This window comes from Paracoccus sp. L-17 (assembly GCF_056857655.1).
Genome location: NZ_JBSXNM010000044.1, coordinates 206,481 through 223,854 on the forward strand (window position 1 = coordinate 206,481; position 17,374 = coordinate 223,854).

General features: G+C 63.7%; 15 protein-coding genes. 13 read left to right on the top strand and 2 right to left on the bottom strand.

Annotation, left to right across the window (positions count from 1 at the left end; all coding sequences use genetic code 11):
* Positions 1-40: 40 nt before the first annotated feature.
* Positions 41-742: a response regulator transcription factor gene (locus AC13CR_RS15370; protein WP_292953198.1), complete on the bottom strand. Its 702-nt coding sequence runs from the start codon at positions 740-742 to the stop codon at positions 41-43.
* The gene (locus AC13CR_RS15375; RefSeq protein ID WP_292953195.1) at positions 724-2,604 is read right to left on the bottom strand and encodes a PAS-domain containing protein; all 1,881 of its coding nucleotides are present in this window, start codon (positions 2,602-2,604) and stop codon (positions 724-726) included. The genes AC13CR_RS15370 and AC13CR_RS15375 overlap by 19 nt, the downstream gene beginning before the upstream one ends.
* Positions 2,605-2,812: 208 nt before the next feature.
* Between AC13CR_RS15375 and AC13CR_RS15380 the strand changes: the two genes are divergently transcribed.
* From AC13CR_RS15380 to AC13CR_RS15440, 13 genes are all read left to right on the top strand, one after another.
* The gene (locus AC13CR_RS15380; RefSeq protein WP_292953192.1) at positions 2,813-4,789 is read left to right on the top strand and encodes an AMP-binding protein; all 1,977 of its coding nucleotides are present in this window, start codon (positions 2,813-2,815) and stop codon (positions 4,787-4,789) included.
* Entirely contained in the window at positions 4,786-5,046 is a 261-nt protein-coding gene (locus AC13CR_RS15385; RefSeq protein WP_292953189.1) for a hypothetical protein, read from the top strand. Before AC13CR_RS15380 ends, AC13CR_RS15385 begins: the two co-directional genes overlap by 4 nt.
* A 4-nt stretch (positions 5,047-5,050) precedes the next feature.
* The gene (locus AC13CR_RS15390) at positions 5,051-5,869 is read left to right on the top strand and encodes an ABC transporter ATP-binding protein (RefSeq protein WP_446232275.1); all 819 of its coding nucleotides are present in this window, start codon (positions 5,051-5,053) and stop codon (positions 5,867-5,869) included.
* Positions 5,870-5,881: 12 nt separating this feature from the next.
* Positions 5,882-6,868, top strand: a complete 987-nt coding sequence (locus AC13CR_RS15395) for a branched-chain amino acid ABC transporter permease (RefSeq protein ID WP_292953183.1) — start codon at positions 5,882-5,884, stop codon at positions 6,866-6,868.
* A gap of 108 nt (positions 6,869-6,976) precedes the next feature.
* The gene (locus AC13CR_RS15400) at positions 6,977-8,053 is read left to right on the top strand and encodes a branched-chain amino acid ABC transporter permease (RefSeq protein ID WP_292953180.1); all 1,077 of its coding nucleotides are present in this window, start codon (positions 6,977-6,979) and stop codon (positions 8,051-8,053) included.
* 52 nt (positions 8,054-8,105) lie between these two features.
* A complete protein-coding gene (locus AC13CR_RS15405) occupies positions 8,106-9,395 on the top strand; it encodes an ABC transporter substrate-binding protein (RefSeq protein ID WP_292953177.1) in 1,290 nt (429 codons plus the stop codon).
* A 54-nt stretch (positions 9,396-9,449) separates the two neighbouring features.
* On the top strand, positions 9,450-10,271 hold the full coding sequence (locus AC13CR_RS15410; protein WP_292953174.1) for an ABC transporter ATP-binding protein: 822 nt from the start codon (positions 9,450-9,452) through the stop codon (positions 10,269-10,271).
* A complete protein-coding gene (locus AC13CR_RS15415; RefSeq protein WP_446238393.1) occupies positions 10,259-11,503 on the top strand; it encodes a phenylacetate--CoA ligase family protein in 1,245 nt (414 codons plus the stop codon). The genes AC13CR_RS15410 and AC13CR_RS15415 overlap by 13 nt, the downstream gene beginning before the upstream one ends.
* Positions 11,504-11,594: 91 nt before the next feature.
* A complete protein-coding gene (locus tag AC13CR_RS15420; RefSeq protein WP_292953168.1) occupies positions 11,595-12,356 on the top strand; it encodes a flagellar motor protein MotB in 762 nt (253 codons plus the stop codon).
* Positions 12,357-12,443: 87 nt separating this feature from the next.
* Complete coding sequence (locus AC13CR_RS15425) at positions 12,444-13,760, top strand: flagellar hook protein FlgE (protein ID WP_292953165.1); 1,317 nt, start codon at positions 12,444-12,446, stop codon at positions 13,758-13,760.
* 64 nt (positions 13,761-13,824) lie between these two features.
* Positions 13,825-15,252 (top strand): flagellar hook-associated protein FlgK, encoded by a 1,428-nt coding sequence (flgK, locus tag AC13CR_RS15430; protein ID WP_292978795.1) that lies wholly within the window; start codon positions 13,825-13,827, stop codon positions 15,250-15,252.
* A gap of 98 nt (positions 15,253-15,350) precedes the next feature.
* Entirely contained in the window at positions 15,351-16,268 is a 918-nt protein-coding gene (locus AC13CR_RS15435; protein WP_292953159.1) for a flagellin, read from the top strand.
* Between the two features lie 32 nt (positions 16,269-16,300).
* Complete coding sequence (locus tag AC13CR_RS15440; protein WP_292953156.1) at positions 16,301-17,371, top strand: flagellar basal body P-ring protein FlgI; 1,071 nt, start codon at positions 16,301-16,303, stop codon at positions 17,369-17,371.
* The last annotated feature ends 3 nt before the right edge of the window (positions 17,372-17,374 follow it).

The window sequence follows — 17,374 nt, forward strand, 5'->3', positions numbered from 1 at the left end:
TATCGGCTTGTCGGCGGCGAAACAACCGCCGCGAACCGGTTCAGGAGGTTTCGGCAAGAAAAATATAGCCCGCACCGTAGATCGTCTTGATCAGCCGCGGGTTCTTCGGATCCTCGCACAGCTTGTTCCGCAGGCGCGAGATGCGCACATCCATCGCCCGGTCGAAGCTGTCGCCGGCCGCGCCGCCCAGCGTTTCCAGCATCTGCGCGCGGGTGATCAGGCGGCGCGGATGATCGGTGAAAAGACGCAGCACCTCGGCCTCGGCATGGCTGAGCGGCGTCTGGGCGCCATCGGGCGCGGTCAGCATGTAGCGATCGAAATCGGCGGTCCAGCCTGCAAAGCGTGCTTTCGCTGCCCCGCAGCCCTGCACCGCGGCGGGGCGGCGCAGCCGGGCGCGGATGCGGGCCACCAGTTCGGCCGGTTCGAAGGGCTTGATGATGTAATCGTCCGCGCCCAGTTCCAGCCCGGTCACGCGATCCTGCACCTGCGCCCGCCCCGAGACGATGATGATCGCCGCCCCCGATTCGGTCGCCAGCCGGTGCACCAGCGCCAGCCCGTCGCGGTCGGGCAGGCCCAGATCGATCAGGCAGGCATCGGGGGTGATACGGCGCAGCGCGGCCTCGAACTCGGTCGCCCTGGCGAAGCCCTGGGTGCGAAAGCCCGCATCCTGCAGGACCGAGGCCAGAAGCCGACGGATCTCGGGTTCGTCGTCGAGAATCGCGATCAGAGGGGGCTCGGACATGCCGGTGCTTTCGTCTGGGACAGGGCGGCTGCAAGCCGGGCCGTCGTGAAGGGCTTGGTCAGGACCGGGCCGGACGCGCGGGCGCGGACCGGATCGCCCGGCGGCAGCGATGTCATCAGCAGCATCGGCAGCGGACCCGCCAGATCAAGGCCCAGCCCGTCGCCAAGCTGCATGTCCGACAGGATCAGCGTCAGCCCCGGCAGGTCGGACATGGCGCGGGCCTCGGACAGGCTGGCGGCCTCGATCACCGCATGGCCCAGCCCGGTCAGCATCGCGCGGATATCGGCGCGGATCGTGTCGTCATCCTCGACCAGCAGCACCATCTGCCTTGCCACCGGCCTGCGTGGCAGGCGCAGGGTCACCAGGGCGCCGCGCGCGGTGTTGTCCAGCCGCATGGTCCCGTCCATCAGCTTGGTCTGGTCATAGACCATCGACAGGCCGAGGCCCGACCCCTGTCCGGCCTTGGTGGTAAAGAAAGGCTCGGTCGCGCGGCGCAAGGCCTCGTCGGAAAAGCCGTGGCCGGTATCGGCGACCGCGATCTCGATCCATTCGCCGCTGCGACGGGCCGACAGCGTGATCCGGCCGCCCGGCCCGGCAATGGCGGCATTGGCGTTCAGGATCAGGTTCAGCGCCGAATCCTGCACCGCGCCGGGATCCAGCAGCAGCGGCTGGGATCCCAGGTCGCAATCCAGATGCAGCTTGATCCCGTCGCCCAGCGAGGGGCGGGCCAGCGCCGCAACCTCGTGCAGCAGAGCCGGCAGATCGACCGGTTGCAATGCCACCTCGCGCGGGCCGCTGATCCGGGCCAGCCGGTCCAGCAGCGCGGCACCGCGACGGGCGGCGGCCAGCGTGGCATGCACATCGCCCGCCGCGTCCTCGGGCAGATCCCGCGCCGCCAGCCGCCCCTGCAGGCCCAGGATGATGGTCAGCAGGTTGCCGAAATCATGCGCCATCCCCGATGTCAGTTGCGCCGCAAGGCTGCGCTTGCCCGCATGGCTCAGCGCCTCGCGCGCCTGCACCTCGGCGCTGACATCGGTCGACAGGACATAGACGCCGTGCCCGGCCCGATCCGGGGTCAGCGCGATGCGGATGCGGCGGCCCGAGGGCGCATGGGTCATCTCGAAGACCTGCGGATCGCCGGCCAGGGCGCGGTCCAGCCGGGGGCGAAGCGTGGCGAAGCTGCCGCTGCCAAGCGCTTCTTCGATGCTGCGGCCGATGATGCCGGCATCGCTGCCCGGAAAGACCTGCGGCAGCTGCCGGTTGGAAAAGGTATAGCGGTAATCCGCATCCACATGGGCGATATGGGCCGGCACCATTTCCGTCACCTGCCGGATCCGCGCCTCGCTGCGGGTCAGGACGCGCTGCGCCTCTTTCAGCGCGGCGTTGGTAGCGGCCAGTTCGCGGTTGGCGGCGGACAGGCGTTCGGCATGATCCAGCACCTGTTCGGACAATTCCTCGGACCGGGCGCGCAGCAATGATTCCTGACGCCTGATTTCGGTGATGTCGGTATAGACCGTCACCCAGCCGCCCTGCGACAGCGGCGCGCCCTCGACCGCGATCCAGCGGCCATTGGCACGCTCGCGTTCGAAGTAATGCGGCTGGAAGGTCCGCGCCTGTTCGACGCGAAAGGCCACCGCCGCCGGCGGGTCGTCCTGCGGGCCATATTCGCCGCGCTCGACCAGAAACCGGATCGTGTCCTCGAACCGGGTGCCGGGCCGGGTCAGGGTCTCGGGCAGATCGAACATGGCCTGATACTGGCTGTTGGCGACCGCCAGCCGCAGATCGGCATCAAAGATCGACAGCGCCTGCCCGATCAGGTTCAGCCCCGACCGCGTCAGATCGGCGGGCAGGTCCGCGATCATCCCTTCCTCCGCTTGCATCCGTTCCACTGACCCTCCTCCCCCCTCAGCAGCGATAGCATCGCCCCGCGAGCCATGAAAGCGATGTAACATTTCGTTGGATTCGTGAAAAATTGCGGCAAGAATTGGCGATCAGGATGGTCGCATCCCGGCCGTGCGGAGGAGGCGCGCCCGGGATCGCGCGGGCACGGCGCCGCGACAGGGAGGAAAGATGACGGACCCGCAGACGCCGGAGGGCGAATTGCATTCGATTCCCGCGCTGCTCGCGCGGAACGTGGCCCGTTACGGTGATCGCCCGGCATGGCGCGAGAAGGAATTCGGCATCTGGCAAAGCTGGACCTGGGCCCAGGCGGCCGGGGAAATCCGTGCGCTGGCGCTTGGCCTGCTGACGCTTGGGCTGCGGCCTGGCGATCGCGTCGCCATCATCGGGCGCAACCGGCCTGCCCATTACTGGGGGATGATCGCGGCGCAGATGTGCGGGGCGGTGCCGGTGCCGCTGTATCAGGATGCGGTGGCCGACGAGATGGCCTTCGTGCTGGATCATTGCGGCGCGCGTTTCGTGCTGTGCGGTGATCAGGAACAGGTCGACAAGGTCCTGGAAGTCGAGGACCGCGTGACGGGGATAGAGCGGATCCTCTATACCGACAGACGCGGGATGCGACGATACGACCATTCGCGCATGGATGCGCTGGCCGATGTGCAGGCCGAGGGGCGCGACGCGGCGCCGCGACTGGACGCGGAACTCGATGCCCGGATCGCGGGTCTGGGCTACGACGACACCTGCGTCATGCTGTATACCAGCGGCACGACCGGCAGGCCCAAGGGCGTGGTCCTGTCGAACCGCAACATCATCGAAACCTCGAAGAACAGCGCCGAATTCGACCGTCTGACGCAGCGCGAGGATATCGTGGCCTACCTGCCGATGGCCTGGGTCGGCGATTTCATCTTCTCGGTCGGGCAGGCGCTGTGGGCCGGGTTCACGGTGAACTGCCCCGAGGACGCGCAGACGATGATGACCGACATGCGCGAGATCGGACCGACCTATTTCTTCGCGCCGCCGCGCGTCTTCGAAGGACAATTGACCAATGTCATGATCCGCATGGAGGATGCCGGCCGCTTCAAGCGCTGGCTGTTCGGGTGGTGCATGTCGGTCGCCCGGCGTGTCGGCCCCGCGCTGCTGGATGGCAAGCCGGTAGGCCCTGGCGACCGGCTGGCCTACGGGCTGGGACGGGTTTTCGTCTACGGACCATTGAAGAACACGCTGGGCCTGTCCCGCATCCGTGTCGGCTATACCGCGGGCGAGGCGATCGGCCCCGAGATCTTCGATTTCTACCGCAGTCTGGGGATCAACCTGAAACAGCTCTACGGCCAGACCGAGGCCAGCGTCTTCATCACCCAGCAACCCGACGGCGAGGTCAGGTCCGACACGGTCGGCGTGCCCAGCCCCGGCGTCGAGGTCAGGATCGCCGACACCGGCGAGGTTTTCTATCGCAGCCCCGGAACCTTCGTCGAATATTACAGGAACGCCGACAGCACGGCCTCGACCAAGGATGCCGAGGGCTGGGTCGCGACCGGCGACGCGGGCTTCTTCGAAGAGGAAACCGGCCATCTGCGCATCATCGACCGTGCCAAGGATGTGGGCAGGATGGCCGACGGCACGATGTTCGCGCCCAAATATATCGAGAACAAGCTGAAATTCTATCCCAACATCCTGGAAGCCGTGGCGATCGGGAATGGCCGCGATTTCTGTGCGGCGATGATCAATATCGACCTGAATGCGGTCGGGAACTGGGCCGAGCGGAACAACATCGCCTATGCCAGCTATCAGGAACTGGCCAGCCATCCGCAGGTCTACGCCGCGATCCGCGCCCATGTCGAAGAGGTGAACCGATCCGTGGCCGAGGATCCGATGCTGTCGGGCTGCCAGATCCGCCGGTTTCTGGTCCTGCACAAGGAACTGGATCCCGATGACGGCGAGATGACCCGCACCCGCAAGGTCCGCCGCGCCGTGATCGGCGAGAAATTCGCCGATCTGGTCGCGGCGCTCTATGACGGCTCGGACAGCATCTATACCGAAACAGAAGTGACCTACGAGGATGGCCGCAAGGGCAAGATCAAGGCGACGCTGAAGATCGAGGACGTGCAGGTCTTCGGCGATGCGCAGGGACAGAAGGTGGCGGCGGAATGAGCAGGGCGGTGGTCACCTTCAGGCCCAGCTATCTGAGCGGCGGGCTGATCGCACTGGCCGGGCTGCTCCTGGCCTGGCTGCTTCCGGGTTTCCTGCCGGCCTGGATGAGCGATCTGGTCGCCGGGGCGCTGACCGGCGGTTTCGGTGTGGCCGCGGCCAGCCGGCTGTGGCCCGGCCTGCCGCTGAAACAGATGATCCAATATGGTCCGGCCGTGGCGCTGTATGGCGTGATCGTCGGCCTGATTGCCGGGAACTAGGCCGATGCTGGACAGGACCGAAGGCTACACCGCCCCCGATGGCCGACAGATCGGCGGCGTGCTGATGGAGTTGAAGGACATCACCCTGCGGTTTGGTGGTGTCGTCGCGATCAAGGAGATCAGTTTCGACATCCGCGAGGGCGAGATCCGGGCGATCATCGGGCCGAACGGGGCCGGGAAATCCTCGATGCTGAACGTCATTTCGGGCTTTTATCATCCCCAGGACGGAGAGGTCTGGTTCAAGGGCCGCCGCCGCCCGCCGATGCGGCCCTATCAGGTCGCGCGGCTGGGCATCGCGCGGACGTTTCAGAACATCGCCCTGTTCGACGGGATGACGGTCCTGGACAACATCATGACCGGCCGGCTGAACAAGATGAGGTCCGGCCTGCTGAGCCAGGCCCTGTGGTGGGGCGCGGCCGAACGCGAAGAGGTCGAAAACCGCGCCGAGGTCGAGAAGATCATCGATTTTCTGGAGATCCAGAACATCCGCAAGACCCCGGTCGGGCGACTGCCCTATGGTCTGAAGAAGCGCGTCGAACTGGCCCGCGCCCTTGCGGCCGAGCCGGGCTTGCTGCTGCTGGACGAGCCGATGGCGGGCATGAATGTCGAGGAGAAGGAAGACATGAGCCGCTTCATCCTGGACGTGAACGACGAATTCGGCACCACGATCTGTCTGATCGAACATGACATGGGCGTCGTCATGGACCTGTCGGACCGGGTGGTGGTGATGGATTACGGCCGCAAGATCGGCGATGGCACCCCCGATCAGGTGCGTTCGAACCAGGAGGTGATCGACGCCTATCTGGGGGTCGCCCATGACTGACAAGGGAGCGCTTTGATGGAACAGCTGATCTTCGCCGGCGAAGTTTTCCTGAACGGGCTGATGACCGGCGTGATGTATGCGCTGGTGGCATTGGGCTTCGTGCTGATCTTCAAGGCCTCGGGGGTGTTCAATTATGCGCAGGGCGTCCTGGCCCTGTTCGCGGCGCTGACGCTGGTCGGTATCCAGAAGGGACAGGTGCCCTTCGCGGATCTGATCAATGCGGTCTTCGGCAGCCGTCTGGAGCAGTTCGGCTGGACGGTGCCGGCGGCGCTGGCGATCGTGCTGGCGGCGCTGGTGATGGTCCTGCTGGCCTTCCTGATCGAGACGCTGATCCTGCAACATCTGGTCGGGCAGGCGCCGATTATCCTGTTCATGGCCACGATCGGACTGGCCTATTTCCTCGAGGGGCTGGGCGACGTGATGTGGGGTGCCAATATCAAGGCGCTGGACGTGGGCCTGCCGCAGGGGATTTCGGACGGCATCGAGCAGGTCACGGCGGGCTGGTTCGGATACGGCTATTTCATCGACCGGCTGGACATCTGGGCCACGATCATCGCGGCCGCGCTGGTCTGCGCGCTGGTGCTGTTCTCGCAATATACCAGACAGGGCCGCGCCATGCGGGCCGTGGCCGACGACCATCAGGCGGCGCTGTCGGTGGGAATCTCGCTGCGCTTCATCTGGGTCATGGTCTGGTCCATCGCAGGTTTCGTGGCGCTGGTCGCAGGGATCATGTGGGGCACCAAATCGGGTGTGCAGTTCAGTCTGTCGCTGATCGCGCTGAAGGCCCTGCCGGTGCTGATGCTGGGCGGCTTCACCTCGATTCCCGGTGCCATCGTCGGCGGGCTGATCATCGGCGTTGGCGAAAAGCTGTTCGAATTCTTCATCGGCCCGATGGTGGGCGGGGCGACCGAAAACTGGTTCGCCTATGTCCTCGCGTTGCTTTTCCTTGTCTTCCGGCCACAGGGCCTGTTCGGCGAGCGGATCATCGAAAGGGTTTGAGGATGGCGCATATGGCCAAGGGCGGAGTGGGTATTTGGACAACGGAGATACCGGTTTCTTCGTTGCACAAATACCCGGACGCGGCGACGGGGAAGGCGGGGGGCGGCGATGCTGTATCGTGAGGCGGGCGATTTCAAGACCAGCTACCGCGAGGACGGACAGACCTTTCCGATCCGGCTGGATCGCTGGGGCTATTATGCCGTCCTGGCGGTGGCATTCGGAATCGTGCCATTCCTCATCAACGATTACTGGGCCAGCGCGGTGCTGGTGCCGTTCCTGATCTATGCGGTGGCGGCGATGGGGCTGAACATCCTGACCGGCTATGCCGGTCAGGTCAGCCTGGGCACAGGGGGCTTCATGGCGGTAGGGGCCTATGCGGTCTACAAGCTGATGACCGCCTTTCCAGAGGTCAACATCGTCCTGCACATCCTGCTGGCCGGCGGCATCACCGCCATCGTCGGCATGGTGTTCGGCCTGCCGAGCCTGCGGATCAAGGGTTTCTACCTGGCCGTCGCCACGCTGGCTGCGCAGTTCTTTCTGGTCTGGCTGTTCAACAAGGTGCCCTGGTTCTACAACTACTCGGCTTCGGGCCAGATCACGGCGCCCGAGCGGACCCTGCTGGGCTATGCGATTACCGGACCGGCCAGTTCGGCGGCGGTGAAATACCTGGTCTGCCTGTGTTTTGCGGTGGTGCTGGCATGGGTCGCGCGGAACCTGACGCGCGGCACGCTGGGGCGCAAGTGGATGGCGATCCGCGACATGGATATCGCCGCCGAGATCATCGGGGTCAATCCGCTGACCGCCAAGCTGTCGGCCTTTGCGGTCAGCAGCTTTTTCGTGGGCATCGCCGGAGCGCTGCTTTTCGCCGTCTATCTGGGCGCGGCCGAGGTCGGCGAGGCTTTCGGCATCAACAAGAGCTTTCTGGTCCTGTTCATGATCATCATCGGAGGGCTGGGCAGCGTCTTCGGCAGTTTCGCCGGCGCGGCCTTCATGGTCCTGTTGCCGGTCCTGCTGAAGAATCTGCTCGTGGGCGGGTTTGGCTGGCCCACCAATCTGGCCGCGCATATCGAACTGATGATCGTGGGCGGACTGATCATCCTTTTCCTGATCGTCGAGCCGCACGGTCTGGCCCGGCTGTGGCGACTGGCGAAGGAAAAGCTGCGGCTCTGGCCGTTCCCGCATTGACGCAGAAGACCGGGACGGACCCGGCCAAAATCATCTTGGGGAGGAGACCCGAATGAAGACGAAACTGACCGCATTGGCACTGGCCGCGACTCTGGCCGCGGCCGCGCCCGCCAGGGCCGAACTGGTCGTGCCCAGCCTCAGCTATCGGACCGGCCCCTACGGGGCGAACGGCACGCAATATGCCGACGGCTTTGCCGATTACTTCACGCTGCTCAATGAACGCGACGGCGGTATCGGCGGCGAAAGGATCCAGGTCCCTGAATGCGAGACCGCCTATAACACCGAAAAGGGCGTCGAGTGTTACGAGGCGACCAAGGATACCGGCGCGCTGGTCTATAATCCGCTGTCCACCGGCATCACCTATCAGCTGATTCCGAAGGTCAGCGTGGACAAGAAGGTGCTGTATACGCCCGGTTACGGACGCACCTCGGCCAAGAACGGCAAGGTCTTCGAATGGGTCTTCAACGCTCCGGCGAATTACTGGGACGGGGCCTCGGTGGCGATCAAGTATCTTCTGGACGAGAATGGCGGAGATCTGAGCGGCAAGAAGATCGCGCTGGTCTATCATAACAGCGCCTATGGCAAGGAACCGATCCGCACGTTGCAGAAGCTGTCCGAGAAGCACGGCTTCGAATTGTCCGAGATTCCGATCGACCCGCCGGGGCAGGAGCAGAAAAGCCAGTGGCTGCAGATCCGCCGCGAAAGGCCCGATTACGTGATCATGTATGGCTGGGGTGTGATGAACCAGGCCGCCATCCAGGAGGCCGCCAATATCCGCTTTCCGATGGAAAATTTCATCGGCATCTGGTGGGCCGGTTCCGAGGTGGATGTGTTGCCGGTGGGCGCGGGCGCCAATGGCTACAAGGCACTGACCTTCAACGGCGTCGGCATGGATTACCCGGTCTATGACGACATGAGGAAATTCGTCATCGAACCCGGCAAGGCCAGCCAGGGCGGGCAATATGTCGGCTCGGCCCTCTATTCGCGCGGCATGTATGCGGCCGTCGTGATCGCCGAGGCGATCAGGAAGGCGCAGGAAATCGCGGGGACGGCGGCGATCGATGCCCAGCAATTGCGCGACGGTTTCGAGCAGCTCGACATCACCCCCGAGCGTCTGACCGAGATCGGCCTGCCGGATTTCGGCCCCGAGATCAGCCTGAGCTGCGCCAACCACGGCGGCAGCGGCATGGCGCGGCTGCAGCAATGGGATGCCGAGGCCAAGCAGTGGAACCTGATCAGCGATTTCACCGAGCCCGATCAGGAGGTGCTGGAGCCTTTGATCGCCGAAGACAGCGAGGCCTATGCCAAGGAAGCCGGGATCACCCCGCGCGACTGCAACTGAAGCCGTTCCCGGCGGCGTTGACCGCCGCCGGGACCGCCAGACCGGAGACATGCCATGTTCGACGCCGACCCGCGCGAGACACTGCTGGAAGTCAACAATATCGAGGTGATCTACAACCACGTGATCCTGGTGCTGAAAGGCGTCAGCCTGTCCGTGCCCAAGGGTGGCATCACCGCGCTTCTGGGCGGCAACGGCGCGGGCAAGACAACGACGCTGAAGGCAATCTCGAACCTGCTGGCCAGCGAACGCGGCGAGGTGACGAAGGGCAGCATTCTCTATCGTGGGGAACGGGTGGCGGATCTGAACCCGGCGGCGCTTGTCACCAAGGGCGTCATACAGGTGATGGAGGGGCGGCGGTGCTTCGAACACCTGACGGTCGAGGAAAACCTGCTGACCGGCGCCTATACCCGCAAGGATGGGGCGGCAGCGATCCGCCGCGATCTCGACATGGTCTATGATTATTTTCCCCGCCTGCGCGAGCGGCGCAGATCGCAGGCGGGCTATGCCTCGGGCGGCGAACAGCAGATGGTCGCGATGGGCCGCGCGCTGATGTCGCGCCCGGAGACGATCCTGCTGGATGAACCCTCGATGGGACTCGCGCCGCAACTGGTCGAGCAGATCTTTCAGATCGTGAAGGCCGTGAACGAGGGCGAGGGCGTGACCTTCCTTCTGGCCGAACAGAACACCAACGTCGCCCTGCGCTTTGCCCATTACGGCTACATCCTGGAAAACGGCCGCGTCGTCATGGACGGGCCCGCGGATGCGCTGCGCGAGAACCCGGATGTGAAGGAATTCTATCTCGGCATGTCCGATGAGGGACGCCGATCCTTTCGCGACGTGCGCAGCTATCGCCGCCGCAAAAGATGGCTGGCGTGAAGGAGTTCGCGATGCCCCGCTACTACGACCACCTCGAAAGCCGCGATCCCCGCGACCGCGATGCGGCGATGGCGGTCCAACTGCCCGCCGCCATCCGTCGCGCGAAGTCCGCGCCGGCGCTGGCGCGGCTGCTCGGTGACATCGATCCCCGTGTGGTGACGGGTCGCGCGGCCCTGGCGCAGCTGCCGGTGGTCCGAAAGGCGGATCTGTCCGAAGCGCAGAAGATCTCGCCGCCCTTCGGCGGTTATACGACCCGATCCGCCGCCGAATTCGACCACGTCTTCCAGAGTCCGGGACCGATCTACGAGCCCGGTCGACGGGAAGGTGACTGGTGGCGGCTGGGCCGGTTCCTTCATGCCGCGGGCGTCGGGCGCGGCGATATCGTGCAGAATTGCTTCGGCTATCACCTGACCCCGGCCGGAATGATGTTCGATTCGGCGGCCCGTGCCGTCGGTGCGGCGGTTCTGCCCGCGGGCACCGGCCAGACCGATCTGCAGGTGCGCGCGGCGGTCGATATCGGCACCACCTGCTATGCCGGAACGCCGGATTTCCTGAAGGTGATCCTGGATCGCGCCGATGCTCTGGGCGAGCGTCTGGGCTTTGCCAGGGCTGTGGTCGGCGGCGGTGCGCTGTTCCCATCGCTGCGGCAGGAATATCAGGATCGCGGCATCGTGACACGGCAATGCTATGCCACCGCCGATCTGGGCAATATCGCCTATGAAAGCGAGGCGGGCGAGGGAATGATCGTGGACGAGGGCGTCCTCGTCGAGATCGTGCGTCCCGGCACCGGCGATCCGGTTGCGGAGGGCGAGGTCGGCGAGGTTCTGGTGACCGCGCTGAACCCGGATTATCCTCTGATCCGCTTCGCAACCGGCGATCTGTCCGCCATCATGCCCGGAACCAGTCCCTGCGGGCGCACGAATATGCGCATCAGGGGCTGGATGGGCCGAGCCGACCAGACGACCAAGATCAAGGGCATGTTCGTGCGTCCCGAACAGGTCGCAGCGCTGGTCGCGCGCCATCCCGAAATCCTGCGTGCGCGCGTGATCGCGGACCGCGATGGCGAGATGGACGTGATGATCGTCCAGCTCGAATCCTCCGCCGGGGCGGGGGCCGCTTTCGACGGTTCGGTGGTGGATACGCTGAAACTGAAGGGCCGGATACAGATCGTCGCTCCGGGCAGCCTGCCCAATGACGGCAAGGTCATCGAGGATCGCCGCAGCTATGATTAGACGCGGAATGTCAGGCATTTGATCCGTTAACTTGTTTCGTGCGCCGCCCGGCCCGAGATTGCCAAGCTGTGATCGAAAGGCAGGTGGCGACATGGCCGTGGGCAAGGGATCGCCGCCGGCGATCATCATCAAGCGCAGCGTCGAAAGCGGTGAAGCCGGCCATCATGGCGGCGCATGGAAGGTGGCCTATGCGGATTTCGTGACCGCGATGATGGCCTTCTTCCTGCTGATGTGGTTGCTGAACGCCACCACGGAAAAGCAGCGGACCGGCCTGGCGGAATATTTCAACCCGACCCTTGTGCGCACTCCGGGCGCGTCCGGAGACGGGGTCGAGGCAGGCATGCGCTCTGCCGTCGTGCAGGACCTGCCCGACAGTGAAAAGGCCGCGGAATTCGACGACATCTCGCGCCGGATCCAGAATCAACTGTCCGGAACAGGCGCCGAATCGATGCAGATGACGAATCTGCTGCGGCATGTCGTGACCCGGATGACCGATGAAGGGCTGGTGATCGAATTGTCTGACCTGACCGAGCAGCCGCTTTTCATGGATGACACCGCACAGCCGCAACCCGCACTTGAAGAACTGGCCCGGATCATTGCCCGCGTTCTGGGCCAGGTCCGCAACCAGATCGCAATAGCCGGTCATGTGCGTGCCTATCCCGAAATGCTGGTGACTTCGCCTGTCTGGGCGCTGTCGGATGCCAGGGCTCATGCGGTTCGCAACCTGCTGGAACGCGGGCGGCTGGATCCGCAGCGGATCCAGCGTGTGACGGGATATGCCGATCGCAAGAACCGCTCGGCCAATCCGATGGACCCGGTCAACAACCGGATTGAGCTGATTTTACTGAGATAGACGATTTTGGCCTGCCGCGATTAGGCGAATCTTAAGGCCCGTGCCGCAAGGTGCCTGTCAAACCTGTACTCGACGAAAGGTCACTTCATGTCCATGTCATCCGCGATGAATGCCGGCGTTGCCGGTCTGTCGGCGAATTCGACCCGTCTGGCGACCATTTCGGACAATATCGCCAATTCCGGAACCTACGGCTACAAGCGGATGGAAACGGACTTCAACGCTTTCGTCCTGCAGCAGAACCGCACGGCCGGGCTTTACTCGGCGGGCGGTGTTCGGGCCAGCACGCAGCGGATCATCGATGAAGACGGCGCGCTCGTCACCACGTCCCATCCTCTTGATATCGCCATCAGCGGGCGCGGAATGTTGCCCGTGACCTCGGCGGTCGACATGGACAACGGCTTTGACGAACTGCCCTTCATGATGACCCGGACAGGCTCGTTCCGAACCGATTCGGAGGGCGTGTTGAGGACCGAATCCGGCCTTGTCCTGATGGGCTGGCCGGCGCAGGCGGATGGTACCGTGCCGCTGATGTCGCGCGACACGATGCAGGGTCTGCAGCCGGTGCAGATCTCTGCCAACCAGACGTCGGGCGACCCGACGACGCGCGTCAGCCTTGGTGTCAATCTGCCGGCGACCGAGACCGAGCCGACCGCACCGGGTGATCCGATGAGCCTGAAGGTCGAATATTTCGGCAATCTGGGAACCTCGGAATCACTCGATTTCACCTTTACCCCGGACACGACCGATCCGACCGGCATGTCGAATATCTGGACCGTCGAGGTCCGCGATTCCGCCCTCGATCCGACGGCGAACGTGGTGGGCAGCTACCGGATCGAATTCGACGACAGCATGTCGGATGGCGGCAGCATTCGCAGTGTCACCACGCTGAGTGGCGGCGCCTACGACGCGGCCACCGGCAATCTGGGACTGACGGTGGCAGGTGGTCCGATGGACGTGTTCATCGGGACGCCCGGCGGCACGACCGGCTTGCGCCAGCTCTCGGCCAGCTTCTCACCGACCAATATCACGAAGAACGGATCTCCGGTCGGACAATTGACGACTGTCGAGGTCGATCAGGACGGTTATCTCAAGGCGACCTATGATACCGGCTTCGTCCGCACTCTCTATCAGGTGCCCGTGGTCGATGTTCCCAACCCCAATGGGCTCATTTCACTCGACGGCCAGGCGTTCAAGATTTCTCCGACCTCGGGTAATTTCTTCCTGTGGGATGCCGGCGATGGGCCGAGCGGATCGGTCCAGGGCTATGCGCGCGAGGCTTCGACGACGGATGTGGCCGAAGAACTGACCTATCTGATCTCGACCCAGCGGGCCTATTCGTCGAACGCGAAGATCATTCAGACCGTGGACGAGATGCTGCAGGAAACCACGAATATCAAACGCTGACCCGGAAGGCGGCATCTGGCCAAGGAGACCGGAGATGAGTATCGCAAGGGCGCTTTCGAACGCGATGTCGGGGCTGACGGCGACGGCACGCGGGACCGAAACGGTCGCCGCCAACATGGCGAACGCGATGACGCCCGGATATGCTAGGCGCGAGCTTGCCGTTTCCGTTCAGACCCTGGGCGGCAATGGCGGTGGTGTCCGCCTGGACGGTGTGACCCGCGTCGTCAATGCCAGCCTTGTCGCCGAGTCGCGCCTTGCCGGATCGGCCAGCGCCGAGGCCGGGATTCGCTTGAATTTCCAGTCCGCGATGGAAAAGCTGGTCGGCCTGCCGGGTGAAACCGGCGCTTTGGCGACCCTGCTGGGCGATTTCCGCACGGCACTGCAATCGGCGTCCGCTCGTCCCGATGATGAGATTCGGCTGGGCCAGGTCGTCATCGCGGCGGATCGTCTTACGAAGGGTTTGAACGCCGCTTCAAACCAGGTTCAGAAGTCGCGCCAGATGGCCGACCAGGCTATCGCCGCAGATGTCGCGACCCTGAGCGCCTCTCTCGAGCGGGTCGCATATCTGAACCGGCGCATTTCGATCCTGGAATCGAACGGCTCCGACCCCTTGTCTCTGATTGACGAAAGGGCCTTGGTCGTCGACCAAATCTCGAAGATCGTGCCGATTCAGGAAGTCGCGCGCGAGGCGGGCAAGATCGCATTGTTTACCATTGAAGGGGCGGTCCTGCTGGACGGAACCACACCGACCGAGCTCTCCTTTACAGATTCAGGCGAACTGACCGCTGACAGCGTGGTTGGAAGTGGCTCGGTCACGCGACTGTTCGAGAATGGTCAGGAATTGTCAGCCAGCCAGATGCGCCCTTTCGCCGGTGGTTCGCTGTCGGCGAATTTCGCCATCCGCGACGATCTGGCGCCTCAGCTTCAGCAAGAGCTGGACGCTCTGGCCTTCGAATTGCACGAGCGACTGGCGGATCCATCCGTGGATCCTTCCATCACGGCGACTGATCCCGGCCTTTTTACCGATGCAGGATCGCGAGCGGACGTGGCATCGGTCGCCGGACTTGCCGCCCGGCTGCAGTTGAACGATTCGGTCAGGCCGGAAAGCGGTGGCGCATTGTGGCGCATCCGCTCTGGCGCGGGCGCTGTTTCCAGTTCCGCCGTGGGGGATTCAACCTATCTCAACGCGCTCGCCAACGCGCTTGAGGCGGTCGGCGCACCGCTTGCGGGCAGCGGCTTCGACGGCAATGCCAGTTTCGCGGCGCGGCTCGCCAGTGTCGAATCGCGGGTCGCCACGCGCCGAGTAAATGCGGAAGCAGACGCTGCGGTCCGCAATTCCCGTGCTGAAACGATTTCCTCGCGCTTGATGGCCGATGGCGTGGACAGCGACGCGGAAATGCAGCGCCTCTTGGAATACGAACAGGCCTATGCGGCGAACGCCCGCGTGATCCAGGCAATCAACGAGATGATGGACCAAATTCTGAGGCTTTGACCATGAACGTGAATTCTTTGGGTGATCAGGCACGCGCCTTTGCGTTGCAGGCCGCCTCGAACCGGATCAAGACAACGCTTGCGACGCTCAGCGATGAATTGTCCAGCGGCGAGGTCAAGGATTTGTCCGGCCGTTTGGGCGGGAATACGCGCGTTCTGAACGACATCGAATCGCGATTGTCGATGGCGGCGCAATACAGCCGGAACGCGAGGGAAGCGGCATCACTGACCCAAGGGATGCAGGACGCGCTGGTTTCCACGAACGACATGTCGGTTGCCTTGTCGTCGGCGCTTTTGTCCGATGCCGGCAATGCGACCGTCACGACCCTCGCTGCTCATGCGGCTGACGCGGCCGGCGTTTTCGAATCGACCGTTGCGCGTTTCAACGGGGCCGTGGCTGGACGCTATTTCTTCGCGGGTACGAATACCGATCAGCCGCCGCTGATGGCGGCCGGACAGATTCTGGACCAACTTGAGACGGTTGTTTCGGGGTTGAATACCGCAGGCGATGTGACTGCTGCCGTTGCAGCCTGGTTTGATGCGGCGCCGGGTGCAGGGGGTTTTTCCGACTTGGCCTATTCCGGAAGCGTGGACGAAGCGCAGAACATCGCGATTGCGGAAGATAGCAGCATCGTGCTGCGGACCACGGTGCTGTCTCCGGCCCTGCGCGACCAGTTGAAGGGTTTGGCAACCGCGGCGCTTCTGGATCGTGGTGTCCTGGCGGGTGATCACGCGGAAAGAAGCGCATTGTTGCAAAACGCGACCACCGCGATCGTTTCCAATCGCGATTCTCTGCTGTCAGAAATGGCGAGAATCGGATTGAACCAGCAATTGGTCGAGCGTGCGCAGAGCGAGACTTCAGCGGTCGAGGCTACGCTGACCAGCGCCCGCAACCAGATCAGACAGGCCGATCCCTATCAGACCGCTGCGGCAATCACCGAGGCCCAGAGCCAGCTTCAAACGCTCTATGCGGTGACTGCGAGGCTGTCAAAACTCAGATTGGTGGATTTCCTGTGAAACGACTGATATCATTTGTCTGTTCGCTTGTCATGCTGGTGCCCCTGATCGCAGGGGCAGCCCCGGTTCGCATCAAGGATCTGGCTGATTTCGACGGAGTTCGCGGGAACGATCTGGTCGGCTATGGCTTGGTCGTGGGCCTGGACGGCACCGGCGACGGTTTTCGCAATGCACCTTTCACCGAGGAAATGCTTGCCGGCCTCCTGGAGCGGTTGGGGGTAAATGTCACCGACGAAGCACTGCGATCGAAGAACGTCGCCGCCGTCGTCGTGACAGCGACCTTACCACCCTTCGCGCGGTCGGGCAGTCGCATCGATGTCAGCGTCTCTACCATAGGCGATGCGAAAAGCCTGCTTGGGGGCACGTTGGTCATGACCCCGCTTAAGGCTGCCGATGGAGAAATCTACGCCGTGGCGCAAGGCTCGATCATTGCGGGTGGCGTTTCGGTTTCCGGCCAGGCGTCGCGCGTCGTCCAGGGCGTGCCGACAGCCGGTGCCATACCGGTTGGCGCGCGTGTGGAACGCGAGGTTCAGTTCGATTTTGCGGAGATCCAGAATATCCGCATCGCCCTGAGGAATGCCGATTTCACCACGGCCACCCGCGTAGAGGACGTGATCAACCGCGACTTCAAGCTTCGCATCGCGACGACTCAGGACAGCGGCACGGTGATCGTGGAGTTTCGCAACCTTGGCGAGGTAAACCCCGCCCGGGTATTGGGTCGGATCGAGAATCTGACCGTCGAACCCGAGGATCGCGCGAAGGTAGTGATCGATCCGAAGGCCGGAACAATCGTCATGGGGGAAAAGGTGCGCATTTCGCGCGTTGCCGTTTCGCAAGGCAACCTGACCCTCAGGGTCAGCGAAGCCCCGGTCGTCTCCCAGCCAAATCCCTTTGCCCAGGGGGAAACCGTGACTGTTCCGCGAACATCGTCAGAAATTCGCGAGGAGCCGGGCATCGGCTTTGCCGAGGTTGCGGGCGAAACGTCGCTGAGCGATCTTGTCGAAGGGCTGAATTCACTGGGCGTCAGGCCACGCGACATGATCGATATTCTGAAATCGATCCATGCCGCAGGGGCGCTTCATGCCGATCTGATCGTCGAATGAGGT

Coding starts and splice junctions, on each gene's coding strand:
- flgK (WP_292978795.1), top strand. CDS start 13,825: ATGTCGGGGCTGACGGCGACGGCACGCGGGACCGAAACGGTCGCCGCC.
- AC13CR_RS15400 (WP_292953180.1), top strand. CDS start 6,977: ATGCTGTATCGTGAGGCGGGCGATTTCAAGACCAGCTACCGCGAGGAC.
- AC13CR_RS15440 (WP_292953156.1), top strand. CDS start 16,301: ATGCTGGTGCCCCTGATCGCAGGGGCAGCCCCGGTTCGCATCAAGGAT.
- AC13CR_RS15390 (WP_446232275.1), top strand. CDS start 5,051: ATGCTGGACAGGACCGAAGGCTACACCGCCCCCGATGGCCGACAGATC.
- AC13CR_RS15405 (WP_292953177.1), top strand. CDS start 8,106: ATGAAGACGAAACTGACCGCATTGGCACTGGCCGCGACTCTGGCCGCG.
- AC13CR_RS15375 (WP_292953195.1), bottom strand. CDS start 2,604: ATGATCGCGGACCTGCCCGCCGATCTGACGCGGTCGGGGCTGAACCTG.
- AC13CR_RS15385 (WP_292953189.1), top strand. CDS start 4,786: ATGAGCAGGGCGGTGGTCACCTTCAGGCCCAGCTATCTGAGCGGCGGG.
- AC13CR_RS15410 (WP_292953174.1), top strand. CDS start 9,450: ATGTTCGACGCCGACCCGCGCGAGACACTGCTGGAAGTCAACAATATC.
- AC13CR_RS15370 (WP_292953198.1), bottom strand. CDS start 742: ATGTCCGAGCCCCCTCTGATCGCGATTCTCGACGACGAACCCGAGATC.
- AC13CR_RS15420 (WP_292953168.1), top strand. CDS start 11,595: ATGGCCGTGGGCAAGGGATCGCCGCCGGCGATCATCATCAAGCGCAGC.
- AC13CR_RS15425 (WP_292953165.1), top strand. CDS start 12,444: ATGTCCATGTCATCCGCGATGAATGCCGGCGTTGCCGGTCTGTCGGCG.
- AC13CR_RS15380 (WP_292953192.1), top strand. CDS start 2,813: ATGACGGACCCGCAGACGCCGGAGGGCGAATTGCATTCGATTCCCGCG.
- AC13CR_RS15415 (WP_446238393.1), top strand. CDS start 10,259: ATGGCTGGCGTGAAGGAGTTCGCGATGCCCCGCTACTACGACCACCTC.